Here is a 19251-nt window from a genome sequence, read left to right as displayed (position 1 = left end):
GCCTCGGGTACAAGGCGGATCTTTGGTTTTAAGCTAAAATTATTTTGACGTCTCGAATTGTTCCGTTTCAGTAGAACCTGCAAGTGCTGTTGTGGATGATGTACCACCAGAAACGACTTGTGCCACTTCATCAAAGTAACCGGTTCCCACTTCACGTTGATGCCGTGTCGCTGTATAGCCGTCGGGCTCACTAGCGAACTCCGCTTGTTGTAGTTCTGAGTATGCAGCCATGCCGCGGTCTTTATAACCAAGAGCAAGGTTGAACATGCTATGATTCAAGGAGTGGAAGCCTGCAAGTGTAACGAATTGGAATTTATAACCTAATTTACCCAACTCCACTTGATAATTGGCAATCTCTTCATCACTTAATTTCGCTTTCCAGTTAAATGATGGGGAACAATTGTAAGCAAGCAGTTTGCCCGGGAACTCAGCATGGATCGCTTCGGCAAAGCGGCGAGCATCCACAAGATTAGGTTCAGAAGTCTCACACCAGATAAGGTCGGCATACGGCGCATAAGCAAGGCCTCTTGCAATTGCTTGGTCAAGACCTGCATTCGTGCGGTAGAATCCTTCTGTTGTCCTTTCACCAGTGATGAATGGTGCATCGACCGGATCAATATCATCGGTGATCAAATCTGCAGCATCAGCATCCGTACGGGCAATCAAGATAGTCGGTGTACCCATGACGTCGGCTGCCAATCGGGCGGAAACTAAATTACGTACTGCCGTTTGGGTTGGAAGAAGGACTTTACCGCCTAGGTGACCACATTTTTTCTCCGAAGAAAGCTGGTCTTCAAAGTGAACGCCTGCCGCTCCAGCTTCGATCATGCCTTTCATTAATTCGAAAACGTTAAGGGAACCGCCAAAGCCTGCTTCAGCATCCGCCACGATTGGAGCGAACCAATCGATATCATCTTTTCCTTCAGCAAAGCTGATTTGGTCTGCACGTTGAAGTGTCTGATTAATGCGTTTAACCACTTGCGGCACGGAGTTGGCTGGATATAAACTTTGATCAGGGTACATTTGCCCTGCAATGTTAGCATCTGCGGCCACTTGCCAGCCGCTTAAGTAGATTGCTTTTAAACCAGCTTTCACCTGCTGCATGGCTTGGTTACCAGTCAATGCTCCTAATGCGTTGATGAAATCCTCTGTATTCAATAGATTCCATAGTTTTTCAGAACCACGGCGTGCCAGTGTTTGTTCAATATCGATGGAACCTCTTAGTTTAATAACTTCTTCGGCTGTATAAGGACGTTTAATACCAGTCCACCGTGAGTCATTTTCCCAGCTTTGTTGTAATTTTTGAGCTCTTTCATTCATCATCATTATTTCCTCCTAATTTATAATGTATTTTTTGAATATTAAGATAATTTTCCGTATGCCGCGTTGGTTAAGAAATCGGCAAAGTCATCCGCTTCAATCAATTGTTCAAATAGTTTAGTAGACTCTTCAAACCTTCCTGATTTGAAAGTTTCCTCCCCTACTTCCGATTTAATGACCGCCAATTCTTCTTCTTTGATTTGATGGAATAATTCCCCGGTTATTTTCCTACCATCTTCGAGAATGCCTTTTGGATGACGGATCCATTGCCAGACTTGAGCCCTTGAAATTTCAGCGGTTGCAGCATCTTCCATTAAGTTATTGATGGGTGCCGCACCTCTGCCGCTTAACCAAGAGGCGATATATTGGATGCCTACGTTAATATTCGTCCTTAATCCTGCCTCAGTGATCGTTCCTTCCGGTACAGTCAGCAACTCTTGAGCTGTTACATGGACATCTTCCCGTTTTCGGAAAATTTGATTCGGTTTTGGGACAAGCAGATCAAAAACCTCTTTTGCCGTGCTCACCATACCAGGGTGGGCAACCCATGTTCCATCATGACCGTCTCTTGCTTCGCGTTCTTTATCTGCCCGGACTTTCGTAAAAGCCTCATCGTTCTTAACCGGGTCATTTTTAACAGGAATTTGCGCGGCCATCCCGCCAATTGCAGGAGCATTACGAGTGTGACATGTTTTGATTGCCAGCAAGGAATACGCTCTCATGTTCGGAACGGTCATCGTGACCTGCTGCCGGTCTGGGAAGATAACATCATCCGAGTGACGGAATTTTTTCAGGAAACTAAAGATATAATCCCAGCGGCCACAGTTCAGGCCTGCCGAATGTTCTTTCAGCTCGTACAGAATTTCGTCCATTTCGAATGCAGCAAGAATCGTTTCTATCAAGACCGTTGCCTTGATGGTTCCTTGCGGAATTCTCAAATCATTCTGTGCATATACGAATATTTCATTCCATAATCTTGCTTCGAGATGGCTTTCCAATTTTGGTAAGTAGAAGTATGGACCACTTTGTTTTTCGACCAATGCTTTTGCATTGTGGTAAAAGTACAGTCCAAAGTCAAAAATGCTGGCTGATATAGGCTGTCCATCCAAAAGGACATGTTTTTCCTCCAAATGCCAGCCGCGTGGCCTTACCTTTAGGACAGCTGTCCTTTCATTTAATTCATACACTTTGCCTTTTGGATTTTTAAATGAAATGGTTCCGCGGATTGCATCGCGCAGATTCAATTGACCATCCATGCAATTCTCCCAAGTGGGTGAATTGGCATCTTCAAAATCCGCCATGAATACATTGGCACCTGAGTTCATGGCATTAATGATCATTTTACGATCGACAGGTCCAGTGATTTCTACCCTGCGGTCCTGCAAGTCATTCGGGAGGGGCGCAATCGTCCAATCACTTTCACGAATATACCTCGTTTCTTCAAGGAAATCAGGAAGCTTGCCTTGATTCAGTTCTTCCTGAACGCTTTTCCGCAATTCTAGAAGTTCTGCCCTTCTTCCACTGAAATGCCGCTCCATTCTTTCTATGAATTGAAGAGCTTCCGCTGTAAGTATTTGTTCATATCCTGGCTTAATGTTGCCTGTAATTTGTAAGCCTTTTGCTTCCGTAATCATGTTGCCTCTCCACATCCTTTCTAACTTTTATATGTTATAATACAGTTGTTTTATTTCCTGTTTGTATTATATAACACGTTGTATAATTTTGTCACCAGTTTTTTCTGAAAAATCTAAAAAAATATTTTCAAGCATGGAAAATCCTGATTTACCAATGTTTCCAAGAGATTAATAATTTAAAAATCCTGTTATAATACACTTTTTCATTCTCGTGGAATTAAAATGATTTAATGGTAAAACAGGCAAAGTCCGACTTACATTGATGATCCCATTTCAATGGAAAACAAAAAAGCACCCTATACAAACTTGGATGCTTGACCTCTTTTCCAGACCAAAAAGGCTGCCTAAAAGCTTAAGCCTTTAGACAGCCTTATATTATTTATGTCGAATGATGGTAACTTTCCCTTTATTCATCCTGTTCATCATAAACCGGATAACAATCGGTTTGAGGAGATTCCGGGTTGGCGGAAACACAAGGATCAATCCCATGATATCCGAGATGAGACCTGGGGACAGCAACAGTGCGGCTCCGATAAAAATACAGATTCCATCAATGATTTCATTGCCTGGCATCATTCCGTAACGAATCTGTTCCTGTGCCTTTTTCCACGTTTCCATCCCTTGCCGTTTAGCCAAATAGGCTCCGATCAAACCTGTGGCTACAATCAGGAACAGCGTTGGCCAAAAACCAATCAGATTGCCTGACAGCAAAAGGACAATAATTTCAACGACCGGCATCGCAATGATAAACATTAAAAAATATTTCATCTACATTCCTCCTGCACAGCCCATTTCTGGTGCGGTACATCCATCTTACCTCATTAGCACGGAATCAGCCAAAATTTCGTTTTACAAAACGTTGGCATGTCCATCATAAATGACTCCACGACCTGCATCGACTGTTATTCTTTGACCATCCTTGAAAACCTTGGTCGCGTCCTCCGCCCCAACGATGACCGGTATGCCCAATGTGACTCCTACAACAGCTGCATGGCTTGTCAAACCGCCTTCTTCCGTAATCAATGCTGCACACTTTTCAATCGCAGGCATCATTTCACGGTCCGAACCGATCGTAATCAATACAGAGCCTTCCGTCACTTTTTCCAAAGCCTCCTTGGCATTCTTAGCTATAACCACTTCACCTTTCGCTGATTTCCTGCCGATTCCTTGAGCCTTCAAAAGAACTTCTCCTAACACATGAATTTTCATCAAGTTAGTCGTACCTGTTTCACCTACAGGCACACCGGCTGTAATGACGACTAAATCCCCATGGGAAACCAAGCCAGAATGCAAGCTTTCATCTATTGCGGTTTGAAGCATTTCATCGGTAGTCGTCGCTTTTGGACCAATCTGCGGATAGACTCCCCAAGCCAATGCAAGACGTCTTGAAACATGATCATTGGATGTAACCGCAATGATCGGTGCTTTAGGGCGGTATTTGGAAATCATCCTTGCCGTATGACCGCTTTCTGTAGGGGTGATGATTGCCCCAGCATTAAGATTAAGCGCAGTGTGGGCAACGGATTGACCAATAGCATCAGTGACATTATGACGGTTCACCTTACTTCTTACTGATAATATATCCCGATAATCAAGGGCGGTTTCGGCACGTGAAGCAATGTTATGCATCGTTTGCACCGCTTCGACCGGATAGGTTCCGGCAGCTGTTTCTCCAGAAAGCATGATTGCATCCGTTCCATCAAATATGGCATTGGCCACGTCACTTGCTTCTGCGCGGGTCGGTCTTGGGTTACGCTGCATCGAATCGAGCATTTGTGTAGCCGTTATGACTGGTTTACCAGCATTATTACATTTTTTGATCATTTGTTTTTGGACTAATGGCACTTCTTCTGCAGGAATTTCCACTCCTAAGTCTCCACGAGCCACCATCAAGCCATCTGAAACTTCCAAGATTTCATCAAGACGGTCTACGCCCTCTTGATTTTCAATTTTAGGGATGATTTGAATATGCTCCGCTCCATTTTGCTGCAATAATTCGCTTACTTCAAGCACGTCTGAAGCCCTGCGTACAAATGAGGCAGCAATGAAGTCGATACCCTGTTCGATTCCAAAAAGGATATCCTGTTCATCTTTCTCCGTTATGCCAGGCAGGTTAACCGATACTCCAGGAACATTCACGCCTTTTTTGTTCTTAAGTGTACCGCTATTCAAAATCTTGGTATGGATTTCTTTTCTTACCTTATCTATCTTCAACACTTCAAGCCCGATCAATCCATCATCCAAAAGGATTTTAGATCCTGGGTGGACATCATTCAGAAGACCTTCATAGGTAATGGAGAATTTTTCAGGTGTTCCCAGGACTTCATTCATGGAAATAATGACTTCATTGCCGGCTACAAGCTCCATAGAATCATTTTCCATATTATTTGTCCGTATTTCAGGTCCTTTTGTATCTAACAGGATGGCAACCTGTTTACCCGTTTTTTCGCTCGCTTCTCTGATGTTGCTGATTCTAGCGGCATGTTCTTCATGATTTCCATGAGAAAAGTTAAGCCGCGCTACATTCATCCCCGCTTCTATTAATTGAACCAGCTTTTCTATACTTTCACTTGCGGGGCCAATCGTACAAACAATCTTGGTTTTACGCATGGTTTCATCCTCCTTAAGGAAAACTCGCCGCCTGTCCACCTTTAAAAGACAGGGGGCAAGGTGTTTTATGTCTTCTTTTAAATACGCAATTCTTAAAAAAGCAATTCCTATCGGTCAATAATGATTATATGGATAGCTCAGCGGATAAATCATACATCTTCTTGTCAATTGTATGCGGTTTAGCAAGAGCTTCGATGATATCATAATCAACAAGTTGATTTTGTTCTATCCCGACGGCCCTGCCTCCTTTTCCTTCAAGAAGCAATTCAACGGCTCTTGCTCCGAGTCGGCTTGCCAATACGCGGTCATTTGCCGAGGGTGATCCTCCACGCTGAACATGGCCCAGGACCGTTACACGGGTTTCAAATCCTGCTTTCGCCTCAATTTTCCTGGAAATATCAACGGCACTTCCAACACCTTCAGCTACAATGATGATACTGTGCTTTTTGCCACGGTCATGTCCGCGGTTCAGCTTCCCAATCAGTTCTTCTATATCATATTCATATTCAGGACAAAGAATCGTTTCAGCTCCGCCAGCCAATCCAGCCCAAAGAGCAATATCGCCGGCATCTCTTCCCATCACTTCAACCACATAAGTCCTTTCATGGGAAGTGGCCGTATCCCGAATTTTATCGATAGCATCAATGACTGTATTCAATGCCGTATCGAAACCAATGGTAAAGTCCGTACCCGGTATGTCATTATCAATCGTTCCAGGAACTCCGATACAAGGGAAGCCCCTTTCCGTTAAAGCTTTCGCTCCGCGGTAAGAACCATCGCCACCTATTATGACAATGCCCTCGATACCAAGTTTATTCAATTGTTCTATCGCTTTCAGCTGGCCTTCCTCCGTCTTAAATTCCGGACAGCGAGCCGTATGTAACATCGTGCCGCCTCTATGAATGATATCCCCGACCGACCCAAGTTCAAGCTTCTTTATATGTCCATTTATCAGACCCTGATAGCCATGATAAATTCCGAAGACCTCCATTTCATGAAAAATTGCTTTCCGGACGACTGCTCGGACTGCCGCATTCATACCTGGAGAATCTCCTCCACTTGTCAATACACCTATTCTTTTCATAAATGTCACCTCTCTACAGCACTAATCAATTTTAAGCTTCGTTATATCATTGTACCCTTTTTCAAGCTTCAATAAGCAGTAACTGTTTCACTTATGCACACTTGATGTTATAAGCCTAACCGATTATCTTCAGAAATTGAAGTAAAATGGTGTAAAAGTTTACATTCTACACACAAACCATATTCTTTACTCGTTTCGATAATGAATGCATATGCCCCGTGAAAGGATGAAAAAACGTGTTGCCCCAGGCAGCACGTTTTTCCATATTGCAAAATGTGTTTATGAATGCTGTTCCACTTCCTTAGGTTCGCCCTCAGGTTGTTTTGCAAATTCATATTCACCGATTTTTTTGAATTTCACATAACGCTGGTTGATAAGGTCATCACTATTCAACGGGAGAAGTTCATTGAAAGAACGTTTCAGGATTTCCTTGATGGCTTCAGCCTGTAAATTTGAATCCCGATGGGCGCCGCCCCTCACTTCAGGAATGATCTCATCAATCACTCCTAAGCGGTTTAAATCGGGAGCCGTGATTTTCATCGATTCCGCAGCCCTCTTAGCTTGAGAAGCATCCTTCCAAAGCAAGGCTGCAGCCCCCTCAGGGGAAATTACCGAATATGTTGAGTTCTCAAGCATGAAAATTCGGTCTCCGACGCCAAGTGCCAATGCACCGCCGCTTCCGCCTTCACCAATGACAATACTGATGACCGGCACCTTCAGCCCTGCCATTTCGAAAAGGTTTTTCGCGATGGCTTCACTTTGCCCGCGCTCTTCAGCTGCTTTACCAGGGAAAGCTCCCTTCGTATCGATGAAACAAATAATCGGGCGGTTGAATTTTTCCGCCTGTTTCATCAGACGCAAAGCTTTTCGATAGCCTTCAGGATGGGGCATGCCAAAGTTACGACGGATGTTTTCCTTCGTATCCTTACCTCTTTGATGACCGATGACCGTCACGGCAAGTCCATCAAATTCCGCTATTCCAGCGACAATCGCTTCATCATCCCCATAATAACGGTCACCATGAAACTCGATGAAGTCATTGAATAATAGCGGAATGTAATCAAGCGTCGTCGGACGGGCTGGATGCCGGGCAATCTGAACACGATCCCACGGTTTTAGATGGTTATAAATATCCACTTCCAGCTTCTCTAAACGCTTTTCCAATGTTTCGATTTCAGCTGTAAGATCTACATCAGCATCCTTCGAAATTGCTTTTAGCTCTTTAATCTTATTTCTCAGGTCCGTAACGGGACGCTCGAACTCTAATTCGTAAATCATAACCATTCACCGCCCGGGGCATGGATTTTAAGGATCGTCGTCAAGGTTTCCTTCATTTCCGTACGTTTGACGACTGCATCCAATTGGCCGTGCTTCATCAAGAATTCAGCGGTTTGGAAATCTTCAGGAAGCTCTTCATGGATCGTCTGTTCAATGATTCTTCGGCCCGCAAAACCAATAAGGGCTCCAGGTTCGGCTAGATTAATATCGCCAAGTGACGCGAAACTTGCCGAAACCCCACCTGTCGTAGGATGGGTCATCATTGAAATGATCAGTCCGCCTTCATTGCTGAACATCTTGAGTGCTGCACTTGTCTTTGCCATCTGCATCAAGCTTAATACACCCTCCTGCATCCGAGCGCCGCCTGATGCCGTAAATATGATGAACGGGATCTTCAATTCAGCTGCACGTTCAATGGCACGGGTGATTTTTTCCCCAACAACGGATCCCATGCTTCCCATCCGGAAATTCGAATCCATAATGGCTGATGAAACTTGGTACCCATTGATGCTTCCCACTCCTGTGACAACAGCCTCATTAATCTTGGCTTTCTTTTTATCTTTTTCCAATTTATCCAAGTAATCCGGAAATTCAAGCGGGTTAACTGAAATCATTTCTTTATCAAATTCATTAAAACTGCCGGCGTCGAATAAAAATTCGATGCGTTCATGGGAAGACATCGGATGATGGTACCCGCAATGCAGACAGACTTTCTTGTTTTTCACCAATTCTTTTGTATACATGATTTTTTTACAGCCGGTGCACTTTGTCATGATCCCTTCTGGTACATCCTGTTTCTCCCGATCTAAAGGAACCGTTGCATATTTCTTCTTAGACTTCGCAAATAGCTCTTTAAGCAAGCTTAATCCTCCCTTTACCACCAATTATCTATTTTATGATACTTGGTACAAACTATATCAGAAATAAAATTAGTATCGTGTAAAAAGGTGTCACTCGTCCTTCGACATATTTCTAATTCTAATAAGATACGTTTCGATGGCTTTTTCTTCATCACGTTCGAGCAAATATGTAAGAAGTGCCAGATAATCTTCTTTTTTCACATTACCCTGTACCATTTCTGATGTTCTAGCATAGCTGTTGACAATGCGCCAGATTCTTTCCAGCAACCGATTGCGGTTCAAAATGGCAATTCTTAAGAAGAAATCATCATCATGAAACTCATCCGCCTTGACCCAGGCCATTAATCTTTTGATATCCTCAGCCGTAGCGAAAAAGGCGACGACCCGCAAACAGTCAATTTCAATCAGCCTTTTCGTCTCAGCCAAATCTTCTTGTACTTTTTTATCTTGCAAAAAAAAGGTTCCCAGAAGCTCGACTAACTTATGCTCCTGGAAATCCCTGATAAACGTCCCTTCACCACGCCTTGTTTCTATTAATCCTAATAGCTCTAAGGCACGCAATGCTTCACGGACAGAGGAGCGGCCAACATTAAAACGATCCGATAACTCCCGTTCTGATGGGATTTTATCTCCCGGCAGAAGGCTGTCCGTTTCAATCATGCTTCGTAGGCTCTCAACGACATCGAGATAAATTTTGGATGAAGAAGTACGACCTGCCAAATTAATTATTCCTCACTTTTTCCGATGATCGCTAATTTCCTTGTTTTTTCTATAATTTCCTCGGGATCTACAGTAATTCTAGCCACTCCCGTTTCCATCGCTGCCTTGGCAACAGCAGCCGCAACGGCAGGTGCTACCCTCTCATCAAATGGAGCAGGGATAACGTAGTCTTCATTTAACTCATTTTCCTGTATTAAACCGGCAATGGCTTGTACTGCAGCAACCTTCATTTTTTCATTGATATGAGTCGCACGTACATCTAAGGCCCCACGGAAAATACCAGGGAAAGCAAGGACGTTATTGACCTGGTTCGGGAAGTCCGAACGGCCTGTTCCAACAACTTTGGCACCCGCTGCTTTCGCATCTTCCGGCATGATTTCCGGATCTGGATTAGCCATCGCGAAAATGATCGCATCCCGATTCATCGAAGAAACCATTTCTTTTGTCAATGCACCTGCGGCAGAAACACCTATAAATACATCAGCGTTTTGAATGACAGTTTCCAAAGGCCCCGAAACCTTATTTCGATTGGTCACTTTCGCCACTTGGTCTTTTGTATCATTCATACCTGTCGAACGGCCCTCATAAATGGCACCCTTCGTATCACACATGATAATGTCACGAACTCCATAGCTATAAAGCAATTTAATGATGGCAATGCCCGCAGCGCCCGCCCCATTCGCTACCACTTTAATTTCCGACATTGATTTATTCACAAGTCGTAACGCGTTTACAAGACCGGCAACAGTAACAATGGCTGTACCGTGCTGATCATCATGAAAAACAGGGATATTCATTTCTTTCTTGAGGCGTTCTTCAATTTCAAAACAATTTGGTGCGGCTATGTCCTCTAAGTTCACTCCACCGAAAGTCGGTTCGAGTAATTTAACGGTCTCTACAATTTTGTCCACATCCGTCGTTTTTAAACAGATTGGGAAAGCGTCCACTCCAGCGAAGCTTTTAAATAAAACGGCTTTTCCCTCCATAACCGGCATAGCAGCTTCCGGACCGATGTTCCCAAGTCCCAACACAGCCGTTCCATCAGAAATAACCGCAACAGTATTCCCCTTCATTGTATAGTCATAAACGGTTTCCGGCTTATCGTAAATATCTTTACACGGTTCTGCGACACCAGGAGAATAAGCCAGGCTTAAATCTACTGCATTTCTTACCGGTACTTTCGATACTGTTTCTAATTTTCCTTGATTCAAGCGGTGCATATGTAATGCTTCTTCTCTTAATGTCATAGTTTCACTCCTAAAACAAATTGGGTAAACCAAATCTTATATGCTGAAATCTAGTGGTCAGACCACAGCGGCCTGTTTTCAATATAACATAACTATTAAAGTTGTAAAACAGTTATTCTTTCTTGTAAACCACATTCCCTTTTCCGACCAAGTCAAATAGTGCCTGCATCAGACTATCTGTAGGATTGACCCAATCCCAATAAGATAGCTGTACATAGCGGTTTTCCCTCTCGTAAAAAAGCATGACCTTGGTTTCACCGCTATGCTGCATTAAAATTTTTTTTATTTTTTGCAGTGTATCCTTCGTTTGCTTGCCAGCCTCAATTTTCAGGAATATCGTTCCGTTTTTCTCCTCTTTCATCTGCTTCACTTTTTCAAGCGGGTATACGTTCCTGATCAGGAGCTGTGCTTTTCCATCGCGATCTTCCAATGTTCCTTGCAGCATAACGAGTTGTCCGTGATTCAAGTCGGCAGCGTGGTTTTTATAAACATTGGGAAAAACGACCGCTTCAATATCCCCCTCTTCATCACTAACGCTCAAGAAAGCCATCACATCGCCCTTTTTTGTCCTAATGGATTTAACCGATGTAATGTATGCGCCAAGTAAGACTTTTGATTCCTTTTTATTGGTAGCTTCATCTATGGTCAAACAGCCGAAGTGCTGAAAAAGTTCTCTGTAGCTTGTAACCGGATGATTCGATAGATAAAGCCCCAATGCGCTTTTTTCCAATGAGAGTTTGTGCTCGATAGGGATAGGCTCGACCCGGTTGTACTTCGGTTTAAGTGAAAACTCTCCATCCGAAAACATATCGAATAGGTCATCATCCGGATTAACCAATTCCGTATGATTGATCGCTACGTCCAAGCTCGCCAACAATGTTGCCCGGTCTTCACCGAATTCATCAAATGCACCTGAATGCACAAGCGCCTCCAACACTTTTCTATTTACGATTTTCCCCGAAACGCGCAAACAGAAATCGAATAAATCGGCGAACTTCTTCTGACGCCTCGCAGCAAAGATTTCTTTTAAGACCGTCCCGCCTATCCCTTTTATGGCTCCAAGGCTATAACGGATCCCTTCCTTTTCCGGTAAAAACGGGTAACCGCTCCGGTTAATCGAGGGAGGCAGAACCCTTATCCCTTTCTTTTTTGCTTCACGGATATATTGCGAAATCTTTTCATCATTCCCGACAACCGATGTCAGGAGTGCAGCCATGAAATATTCCGGATGGTGGGTTTTCAAGTAACCCAGCTGATAAGCGATGAAACTATACGCCACCGCATGGCTTCGGTTGAATCCATAGTTAGCGAAGCGGACAATCAAGGAATAAATCTCATCTGCCGTTTTTTCAGAGTAACCCTGTTTCAATGAACCGCTCACGAAATGCTGCCGCTCCTGATCCAGAACATCCTTCTTCTTCTTCGATACTGCCCGACGGAGCAGGTCAGCCTCCCCTAATGAAAAACCGGCTAAGCGGGAGGCAATTTGCATGATTTGTTCCTGATAAACGATGACCCCGTATGTAGGCTCGAGGATATCCTTCAAATCCTCGTGCATATAATCAATCGGAGCCAATCCATGTTTTCGCTCGATGAAAAGCGGTATATTTTCCATCGGACCTGGACGATATAGGGCATTGACCGCGACGATATCCTCGAATCGGTTCGGTTTCAGCTTGATCAAAACCTTTCGGATGCCATCCGATTCAAATTGAAACACTCCAGTGGTTTCACCTCTCCCTAAAAGGGCTAGTGTCTCGGGGTCATCCATTGGGATATGGGATAAGTCCAGCTTTTTCCCCGTTCCTTTTTTGATGTTATTTAAAATATTATCGATGAGCGTTAAATTGCGGAGACCAAGAAAATCCATTTTAAGAAGTCCAAGTTCTTCGAGAATGTCCATTGGATATTGAGTCAGGTGGATGCCGTCATGCCCCACTTGGATCGGGATATGTTCGGTCAATGCATCGTCGCTGATGACGACGCCGGCAGCATGTGTCGAAGCATGGCGAGGCAGACCTTCAAGTAATAACGCGGTTTGAAAAAGTTTTTGGTTCAGGTCACTCTCATTAACGAATTCCCTGAGCTTTTTAGATTCCTTGAAAGCCTCGGGAAGGGTGATGCCCAAACGGCCTGGAATCATTTTCGATACCGCTTCCTGTTCCTTTGAATTCAAGCCGAAAACACGTCCTGTGTCCCTTAACGCAGCCTTGGCAGCCAACGTTCCGAATGTAATGATTTGTGCTACATGAAGATCCCCGTACTTCTTCGCAACATAAGCAATCACTTCTTCACGGCGGTTATCCGGAAAGTCAATGTCGATATCCGGCATCGAGACACGTTCCGGATTCAGGAAACGCTCGAACAGTAAAGAATGTTCGATTGGATCGACATCCGTTATCGACAGCACATAAGCGACCATCGATCCTGCGGCCGACCCCCTTCCAGGACCAGTAAGGATTTGATGGTCCTTAGCGAATTTCATGAAATCCCAAACGATTAAAAAGTAATCGCTGAACTTCATCTTGGTGATGATATCCAATTCATATCGCAGACGTTCTTCATATTGAATGGATGGCTCCGGCAATCTTTTCTTCAGCCCTTGGAAACAGATGGATTCGAGCATTTCCTCGGCTGTGACTCCATCTTCAGTAGGGTACTTAGGCAGCAGTGAGCGGTGAAATGGAATTTCAAGATTGCATTGCGCGTCAATATGTAGTGTATTTTCGAGTGCATCCGGTCTGTCATGGAATAGTTCTGCCATCTGAGCCCGGCTTTTCAAATAAAATTGATCGGATTCAAGAACCGTATGCGTCTCATCCGCCAGCTTGTCGCCATTTCCAATCGCCAATAAGACTTCATGAGCGAGTGCATCGCTTTCGTTCAAATAAAGGACCGGATTCGTCGCGACAACCTTTATCTCTAGGTCTCCCGCCAACTGACTAATGGCTTCGTTACCTTCTTCCTCATCCGCAATCGAAAGTCTCTGTACGGATACATAAAAGTTATCGCGACCAAAAATTTGCAGAAATCGCCTTGCTGCCTGTTTGGCCTCTTCAGGATTTCCTTCTCTCAATAGTGTTTCTATTTGCCCCTCTGCACCCGGTGTGATTGCGATCAAGCCCTGGGAATAGGCTTTAAGCCAATTCATTGGAATGCCTGACGGGGATTTAGTTTTTATTGCACTGCTTATTTTAAGCAGGTTTTGATATCCTTGTAGACTTTTTGCCAATAAAAGAAGTCCATGTGCCGATTCCCGTTCATCAAGAACATCCGCAAGTATGCCAACGATCGGCTTTATCCCCTGTTTCTTGCATTCTTTATAAAAATAGACCGAACCGTACATAACATTTCGATCGGTTAAGGCAAGACTTTTACAGCCATCCGCTTTCGCTTTGGCCACAAGTTCAGTGACCTTCACCGTACTTGTCAGCAGGCTGTATCCGCTCTGAATATGGAGATGAGTATACACGTTTTTTCTCCCACCTTTGTAAGGCATGTTTCTTTTCATTATAGTGTTTATTTCATAAAAAGAAAATATGTTCTCATTACCAATGCGATTTAACTTCCTGTTTTCCTGCGACTATCATATTACCTCTGAACTTCCCATATAAATGGAATAGAAGAATATAAAGCAAAAAAGGATGATGATATATGAATGAAGCCTTTGTTCCAGCCTTTCTCAACAGCTTTTTCATATCGCTTGGCGTATTGCTTGGCGGCTCGATAATCGGGGGCCTCGCCGCTTTTTTTACTGGACAGGCCCCGATGACGACTGTATTCCGGCTGTCGGACAGTCTTCGTATTTGGGCGATTGTCGCTGCAATCGGGGGTACTTTCGATATGGTCTATAATTTCGAACGCGGTATTTTCCACGGAGAAACGAAGGATATAGTCAAGCAGGTCCTATTGATTCTATCTGCACTTGGCGGAGCACAGACAGGAGCACTGATCATAAACTGGTTCACGCAGGAGCATATTTCATCATGAGGATCCCTCCCTATCACCGGTCTCCCACCTGGCAGCGTTTTTTTGCCGGAGCCGCAATTGGCGGATTGATCAGCTGGGTGATTTTCTTTTATATGCATGGTGTCCAGCAGGAGAAGCAGATTCGGACCCTTCACGAACAAAGGGAAGAGATCAAGGATTTAAATGGGGAAATCGAAATTTGGGAGAAGGATTATAAAAAATTGAACCAGAAAAACGAGGAGATCCTGACGATTCAGGAAGTGGAAGTAACCATTACGAATGAAAAATACAGTCTGGATCGGCTGAGTATTGCAGAAGCGGAAGATGTGATAGAAGACAACCTTTCCTCTCTTCTCGCCAAAGATGTCGCCAGTGTCTATGATGGAAAGGTGCTTTTAAAAAAATCCATAGAAAATAAGATCGTGACCATCAATAAAAAACGCTATCAACTTGAAGTCGTTGAAATCATGTTTTATACGAAAATGAATATTGAAATCAAACTAAAAAGGACCACTTCTTAAATGTTGACTTAATGGGAGAATTTCCACCAAGGTAAAAGACCAAATCTGTGCGATTTGGTCTTTTACCTTTTTTCATTCCGCTTTATTCAACTCTTCCATATCGGCAAGGATATTATCCACTTCATCCCAAGAATGGATCGAAGCCCCTGCTGCAAGCGGGTGGCCTCCGCCGTTATATTTACGGGCAATCGTATTGATGATTGGTCCTTTAGAACGGAAACGGACTCTGATTTCTTTATCTTCTTCAATGAAAAAGACCCATGACTTAACATTTTTAATCGAACCGAGCGAGGAAACGAGCTGAGATGCCTCAGATGTAGAAGCATGGAATTTTTCAAGTATATCTTTTGTGATGATCATTTTCCCCGTTCCATATGGAAGGATTTCAAAATGCTGCAACACATAGCCATTCAACCGCACTATGCTTTCCTCGACGTCATACATCTCCTGATATAACTGCGGGCGGGAGAACGAATAGTGAATCAATTCACTTGCATAGGCAAATGTCTTTTCAGTCGTACTTTGGAATAGGAAACGACCTGTATCGCCAACAATGCCTGCATATAGAAGGCGTGCCGCTTCATCGCTCATCTTCAAGCCCTGCTCTTTACCGAACTGGTAAAACTCGTAAATCATTTCACTTGTGGAACTTGCCGATGTATCGACCCATCGCATATCCCCATATGGATCTTCATTAGGATGATGATCGATCTTAATCAGTTTATCCCCCGTCGTGTACCGTGCATCACAGATACGGTCCGTATTTGCGGTATCACAAACAATGACCAAAGCACCTCGATATGTTTCATCCGAAATCACATCGAGCCTTCTTAAATAATTCAATGACGGTTCTTCTTTCCCTACCGTAAAAATACGCTTTTCAGGGAAAGATGCTTTCAGGATTTCCGCCAATCCCCCCTGCGAACCATAAGCATCCGGATCTGGACGGACATGACGATGGAGAATGATGGTATCATAACGCTTTATATCTGCTAATATTTCAGCTTTCAAATAGATCTCCCCTTCACATATGTATCATCGAGCCTAATAAAGATGATATATTTCATTTAATCAAAAAATTGGGGAAATAGGAAGACTCATCTTGTTTACTGTGGCATTCTCTTTCATTTCCCGCTACAATAAAAAGGTACATATGTTAAATTGGGGGAATTTCAAACGATGCCTATTCTTGTCACCTTGATCGTTCTTTCACTAGGGGTCTATCTGTTTTATAAACTCAAATCGATCCGAACCAGAATGCCGATGGAGAAAAAGTGGATTTCAGGGAAGTCATCCATTGCCCTTGGTGCGTTTGTCGCACTATTCGGAATCAATCAGCTTTTTCTATTCCACACGACGATCACTTATATCATTGCTGCCGTTTTCATCTTCGTTGGCCTATTCAGTATTTGGGGCGGCTATAAAATGTATAAATTTTACCTGCCGCATGCAATCGAAGAAGCTGCAAATCAAAAAGGATAATCGAATTTCGATTATCCTTTTAATCTTTATGATCGGTCCAGCAATTGGCAAGTCAACATCGCCTTGCCGACAAGTTTGCCTTGGTTAAACACCTCAACATCCACTTTTCCAAATTTACGTCCTACATCAAGGACACGCGGGTGGATTTCAAGCGTACTGTCGATCTGGACTGGTTTGATGAAATAGATGGTCATGTTTTCCACGACCAAGTCACCGCGCTTATAGCTTCGAAGTGCACGGTTTGCCGATTCGGTGACCAAAGTCGTGAACACACCGCTTGAAATGGTCCCGAGGTAATTGGTCATCTGCGGAGTGACGCCATAGTTATACACTTCCTCACCCTTGCCACGATTCGAAGTCATAACAAGCTGGCTGGTGATCGTATCGTCGATCGTTTCGCCGACCTGAGGCTGCCTTTGACTCATTTGCAGTGCCTTCAGCACATCCTGCCTGCTTACGATTCCCTTTAGGATATGACTGTCATTCACAACCGGGATTAACTCTATCCCTTCCCAAACCATCATATGTGCCGAAGATGCCACACTCATTTTATCACCTACGGTCATCGGGTTTTTCGTCATCACCTTATCAATGAGCGTCAGCTCTTCCTGTCCGATGATATCTTTTGATGTGACCATTCCTTGAACCTTCATATTGTCATCGACAACAGGGAAACGGCTATGGCCGGATTCCTGATTCAGTTCATGCCAAGTCCGAACCCGGTCACCCACCGTTAAAAAGGTCGTTTCCTGTACGGGTGTCAAAATATCCTCCACCAGCAAGATTTCCTTTTTGATCAATTGGTCATAGATCGCCCGATTGATCATCGTTGCAACGGTGAACGTATCGTAACTCGTTGAGATGACTGGCATCTCCAATTCATCGGCTAACCTTTTAACGGGCTCTTCCGTATCGAATCCACCGGTAATCAGCACCGCTGCACCCGCTTTTAACGCGTGCTCGTGGGCCTGTGTACGGTTCCCGACGATCAGCAGGTTTCCTGCACCTGTATATCTCATCATGGCATCCAGCTTCATTGCCCCGATGACGAATTTATTTAATGTCTTATGAAGTCCCGTTTTCCCACCAAGAACTTGTCCGTCAACAATATTGACTACCTCTGCGAAAGTGAGCTTTTCAATATTCTCTTTTTTCTTCTTCTCAATACGGATCGTGCCTACCCGCTCAATCGAGCTCACGTAGCCCTGGTTCTCCGCCTCTTTAATTGCCCGGTATGCCGTACCTTCACTAACATTCAATGCTTTCGCAATTTGACGGACGGAAATCTTTTCGCCAACAGGGAGCCCATCGATATGTTTTAATATTTGTTCATGCTTTGTAGCCAAGCGCTTCACCCTTTTCACGGTATTCCTATTCTCCATTATAAGGTCAAAGAGCCCAGTTTATCAAACAACTACTAGTATTGACGCAACCTTTTGTATTCCTGCTGGCGTTTTACCTTTGGTTTCTTAGGAGAATATAGTATGCCCGTCAAGTTTCCAGCTACCGCCAACAATGCAAACAACAGCCAGGATCCAGCGAACAGACTCTCCAGACCTCCACTTTCCAATGACAAACGCGGCACGGCATAATACAGCATCACACCGCATAAAAGCAAACACAGTAATAACCTCTGCTTCATCAAATCCCCCCTTTTTTTCATCTATTTATTTTATGCCTGTTAAAGGAAAAAAGACTTGGCTGCTGAACGAGACCTTACTTTCCTATCGCTGGAATCATCTGCCTAAAAGGCAAATGCTTAAGGGTGACCCTTCATTTCGGCCATCTCCCTATACAATACAATCCACATAAAAAACGGGAACCCCTTCAGGCTCCCGATCTTATTAAAATTCTATTTCATCCCCGGCATCCATGATCAGTCCATTTCCCTCTTCAAGCAAATCGATGAATTTGTCAGGATCCTGTTTGATGACAGGGAAAGTATTGTAATGAATCGGCACGACTTGTTTGGCTTGAAGGAATTTCGCTGCAAGTGCTGCATCTTCCGGGCCCATGGTGTAATTGTCGCCGATTGGCAAGAATGCCAAGTCAATCGGATGTCGCTCCCCGATCAGTTTCATATCGGAAAATATCGCTGTATCCCCTGAATGATAAATCGTTTTCCCTTCTATCGTAAGCAATATGCCAGCAGGCATTCCCAAATAAATGATTTGCCCCTCACCGTTATTGAATCCCGTTCCATGGAAAGCTGGCGTCAGTTTCACTTTTCCAAAGTCGAACTCGAAAGCTCCGCCGATGCTCATCCCATGGGTCCTAATTCCTTGAGCACCCAGGTAGTCAGCAATCTCTGCAATGCCGATTACAAGTGCATCATGCCTTTTGGCCAATTCAACCGTATCACCGACGTGATCATTATGGCCATGTGTTATGATGATCACATCCGGTTTCACATTTTCTACCTTCAAATCGGTCAATTCGTTTCCAGTAATGAATGGATCGATTAAAATCGTTTTACCATTCGTTTCGACTTTTACAACAGCATGTCCATGAAAAGATACTTTCATT

General features: G+C 43.9%; 17 protein-coding genes. 3 read left to right on the top strand and 14 right to left on the bottom strand.

The window, feature by feature from the left end:
• Window positions 1–39 precede the first annotated feature (39 nt).
• From aceA to dnaE, 10 genes are all read right to left on the bottom strand, one after another.
• Complete coding sequence (gene aceA / locus IOC57_RS00485; RefSeq protein ID WP_207436885.1) at window positions 40–1323, bottom strand: isocitrate lyase; 1284 nt, start codon at window positions 1321–1323, stop codon at window positions 40–42.
• 38 nt (window positions 1324–1361) lie between these two features.
• On the bottom strand, window positions 1362–2954 hold the full coding sequence (gene aceB / locus IOC57_RS00480; RefSeq protein ID WP_207436884.1) for a malate synthase A: 1593 nt from the start codon (window positions 2952–2954) through the stop codon (window positions 1362–1364).
• 375 nt (window positions 2955–3329) lie between these two features.
• Window positions 3330–3722, bottom strand: coding sequence for an FxsA family protein (locus tag IOC57_RS00475; protein ID WP_207436883.1), 393 nt, complete (start codon window positions 3720–3722; stop codon window positions 3330–3332).
• Between the two features lie 81 nt (window positions 3723–3803).
• On the bottom strand, window positions 3804–5564 hold the full coding sequence (gene pyk / locus IOC57_RS00470) for a pyruvate kinase (RefSeq protein ID WP_207436882.1): 1761 nt from the start codon (window positions 5562–5564) through the stop codon (window positions 3804–3806).
• Window positions 5565–5688: 124 nt separating this feature from the next.
• Window positions 5689–6648 carry a 6-phosphofructokinase gene (gene pfkA / locus IOC57_RS00465; protein ID WP_207436881.1) on the bottom strand — a complete coding sequence of 320 codons (960 nt, stop codon included), beginning with the start codon at window positions 6646–6648 and terminating at the stop codon, window positions 5689–5691.
• 279 nt (window positions 6649–6927) lie between these two features.
• Window positions 6928–7926, bottom strand: coding sequence for an acetyl-CoA carboxylase carboxyl transferase subunit alpha (gene accA / locus IOC57_RS00460; RefSeq protein WP_207436880.1), 999 nt, complete (start codon window positions 7924–7926; stop codon window positions 6928–6930).
• Window positions 7923–8786, bottom strand: a complete 864-nt coding sequence (gene accD, locus IOC57_RS00455) for an acetyl-CoA carboxylase, carboxyltransferase subunit beta (protein ID WP_063232724.1) — start codon at window positions 8784–8786, stop codon at window positions 7923–7925. The genes accA and accD overlap by 4 nt, the downstream gene beginning before the upstream one ends.
• 90 nt (window positions 8787–8876) lie before the next feature.
• Window positions 8877–9506 carry a FadR/GntR family transcriptional regulator gene (locus IOC57_RS00450; protein ID WP_207436879.1) on the bottom strand — a complete coding sequence of 210 codons (630 nt, stop codon included), beginning with the start codon at window positions 9504–9506 and terminating at the stop codon, window positions 8877–8879.
• Window positions 9507–9511: 5 nt separating this feature from the next.
• Window positions 9512–10753, bottom strand: a complete 1242-nt coding sequence (gene ystJ / locus IOC57_RS00445) for an NADP-dependent malic enzyme (RefSeq protein ID WP_207436878.1) — start codon at window positions 10751–10753, stop codon at window positions 9512–9514.
• Between the two features lie 112 nt (window positions 10754–10865).
• Window positions 10866–14252 carry a DNA polymerase III subunit alpha gene (gene dnaE, locus IOC57_RS00440; protein WP_396020737.1) on the bottom strand — a complete coding sequence of 1129 codons (3387 nt, stop codon included), beginning with the start codon at window positions 14250–14252 and terminating at the stop codon, window positions 10866–10868.
• A gap of 155 nt (window positions 14253–14407) precedes the next feature.
• On the opposite strand from dnaE, the gene ytrH reads away from it, so the two are divergent.
• Together ytrH and ytrI are read left to right on the top strand one after the other, a co-directional pair.
• The gene (gene ytrH / locus IOC57_RS00435; protein WP_076364742.1) at window positions 14408–14743 is read left to right on the top strand and encodes a sporulation membrane protein YtrH; all 336 of its coding nucleotides are present in this window, start codon (window positions 14408–14410) and stop codon (window positions 14741–14743) included.
• Window positions 14740–15243: a sporulation membrane protein YtrI gene (gene ytrI, locus IOC57_RS00430; protein ID WP_207436876.1), complete on the top strand. Its 504-nt coding sequence runs from the start codon at window positions 14740–14742 to the stop codon at window positions 15241–15243. The genes ytrH and ytrI overlap by 4 nt, the downstream gene beginning before the upstream one ends.
• A 72-nt stretch (window positions 15244–15315) precedes the next feature.
• On the opposite strand, the gene IOC57_RS00425 is transcribed toward ytrI, so the two are convergent.
• Complete coding sequence (locus IOC57_RS00425) at window positions 15316–16254, bottom strand: DHH family phosphoesterase (protein WP_207436875.1); 939 nt, start codon at window positions 16252–16254, stop codon at window positions 15316–15318.
• A gap of 168 nt (window positions 16255–16422) precedes the next feature.
• Here IOC57_RS00425 and IOC57_RS00420 point away from each other — a divergent pair, with 168 nt between their 5' ends.
• Window positions 16423–16725 (top strand): YtpI family protein, encoded by a 303-nt coding sequence (locus tag IOC57_RS00420; protein ID WP_207436874.1) that lies wholly within the window; start codon window positions 16423–16425, stop codon window positions 16723–16725.
• 26 nt (window positions 16726–16751) lie between these two features.
• Here IOC57_RS00420 and IOC57_RS00415 read toward each other — a convergent pair whose 3' ends face one another.
• The 3 genes from IOC57_RS00415 to IOC57_RS00405 all read right to left on the bottom strand — a co-directional run bounded on the left by IOC57_RS00415 (window position 16752) and on the right by IOC57_RS00405 (window position 19250).
• On the bottom strand, window positions 16752–18071 hold the full coding sequence (locus tag IOC57_RS00415) for a DRTGG domain-containing protein (protein WP_207436873.1): 1320 nt from the start codon (window positions 18069–18071) through the stop codon (window positions 16752–16754).
• Between the two features lie 71 nt (window positions 18072–18142).
• Complete coding sequence (locus IOC57_RS00410) at window positions 18143–18367, bottom strand: hypothetical protein (RefSeq protein ID WP_286184398.1); 225 nt, start codon at window positions 18365–18367, stop codon at window positions 18143–18145.
• Window positions 18368–18569: 202 nt separating this feature from the next.
• The gene (locus tag IOC57_RS00405; protein WP_207436871.1) at window positions 18570–19250 is read right to left on the bottom strand and encodes a metal-dependent hydrolase; all 681 of its coding nucleotides are present in this window, start codon (window positions 19248–19250) and stop codon (window positions 18570–18572) included.
• Window position 19251 lies beyond the last annotated feature (1 nt).

The sequence above is a fragment of the Bacillus sp. SD075 genome (assembly GCF_017355165.1).
GTDB lineage: Bacteria > Bacillota > Bacilli > Bacillales > DSM-1321 > Peribacillus.
The sequence above is the reverse complement of the archived record's forward strand: the minus strand, read 5'-3'. Positions and strand labels throughout refer to the sequence as shown.

Coding starts and splice junctions, on each gene's coding strand:
- IOC57_RS00405 (WP_207436871.1), bottom strand. CDS start 19,250: ATGAAAGTATCTTTTCATGGACATGCTGTTGTAAAAGTCGAAACGAAT.
- ytrH (WP_076364742.1), top strand. CDS start 14,408: ATGAATGAAGCCTTTGTTCCAGCCTTTCTCAACAGCTTTTTCATATCG.
- ystJ (WP_207436878.1), bottom strand. CDS start 10,753: ATGACATTAAGAGAAGAAGCATTACATATGCACCGCTTGAATCAAGGA.
- pyk (WP_207436882.1), bottom strand. CDS start 5,564: ATGCGTAAAACCAAGATTGTTTGTACGATTGGCCCCGCAAGTGAAAGT.
- aceB (WP_207436884.1), bottom strand. CDS start 2,954: ATGATTACGGAAGCAAAAGGCTTACAAATTACAGGCAACATTAAGCCA.
- pfkA (WP_207436881.1), bottom strand. CDS start 6,648: ATGAAAAGAATAGGTGTATTGACAAGTGGAGGAGATTCTCCAGGTATG.
- aceA (WP_207436885.1), bottom strand. CDS start 1,323: ATGATGAATGAAAGAGCTCAAAAATTACAACAAAGCTGGGAAAATGAC.
- dnaE (WP_396020737.1), bottom strand. CDS start 14,252: ATGCCTTACAAAGGTGGGAGAAAAAACGTGTATACTCATCTCCATATT.
- IOC57_RS00420 (WP_207436874.1), top strand. CDS start 16,423: ATGCCTATTCTTGTCACCTTGATCGTTCTTTCACTAGGGGTCTATCTG.
- IOC57_RS00410 (WP_286184398.1), bottom strand. CDS start 18,367: ATGAAGCAGAGGTTATTACTGTGTTTGCTTTTATGCGGTGTGATGCTG.
- ytrI (WP_207436876.1), top strand. CDS start 14,740: ATGAGGATCCCTCCCTATCACCGGTCTCCCACCTGGCAGCGTTTTTTT.
- IOC57_RS00475 (WP_207436883.1), bottom strand. CDS start 3,722: ATGAAATATTTTTTAATGTTTATCATTGCGATGCCGGTCGTTGAAATT.
- accA (WP_207436880.1), bottom strand. CDS start 7,926: ATGATTTACGAATTAGAGTTCGAGCGTCCCGTTACGGACCTGAGAAAT.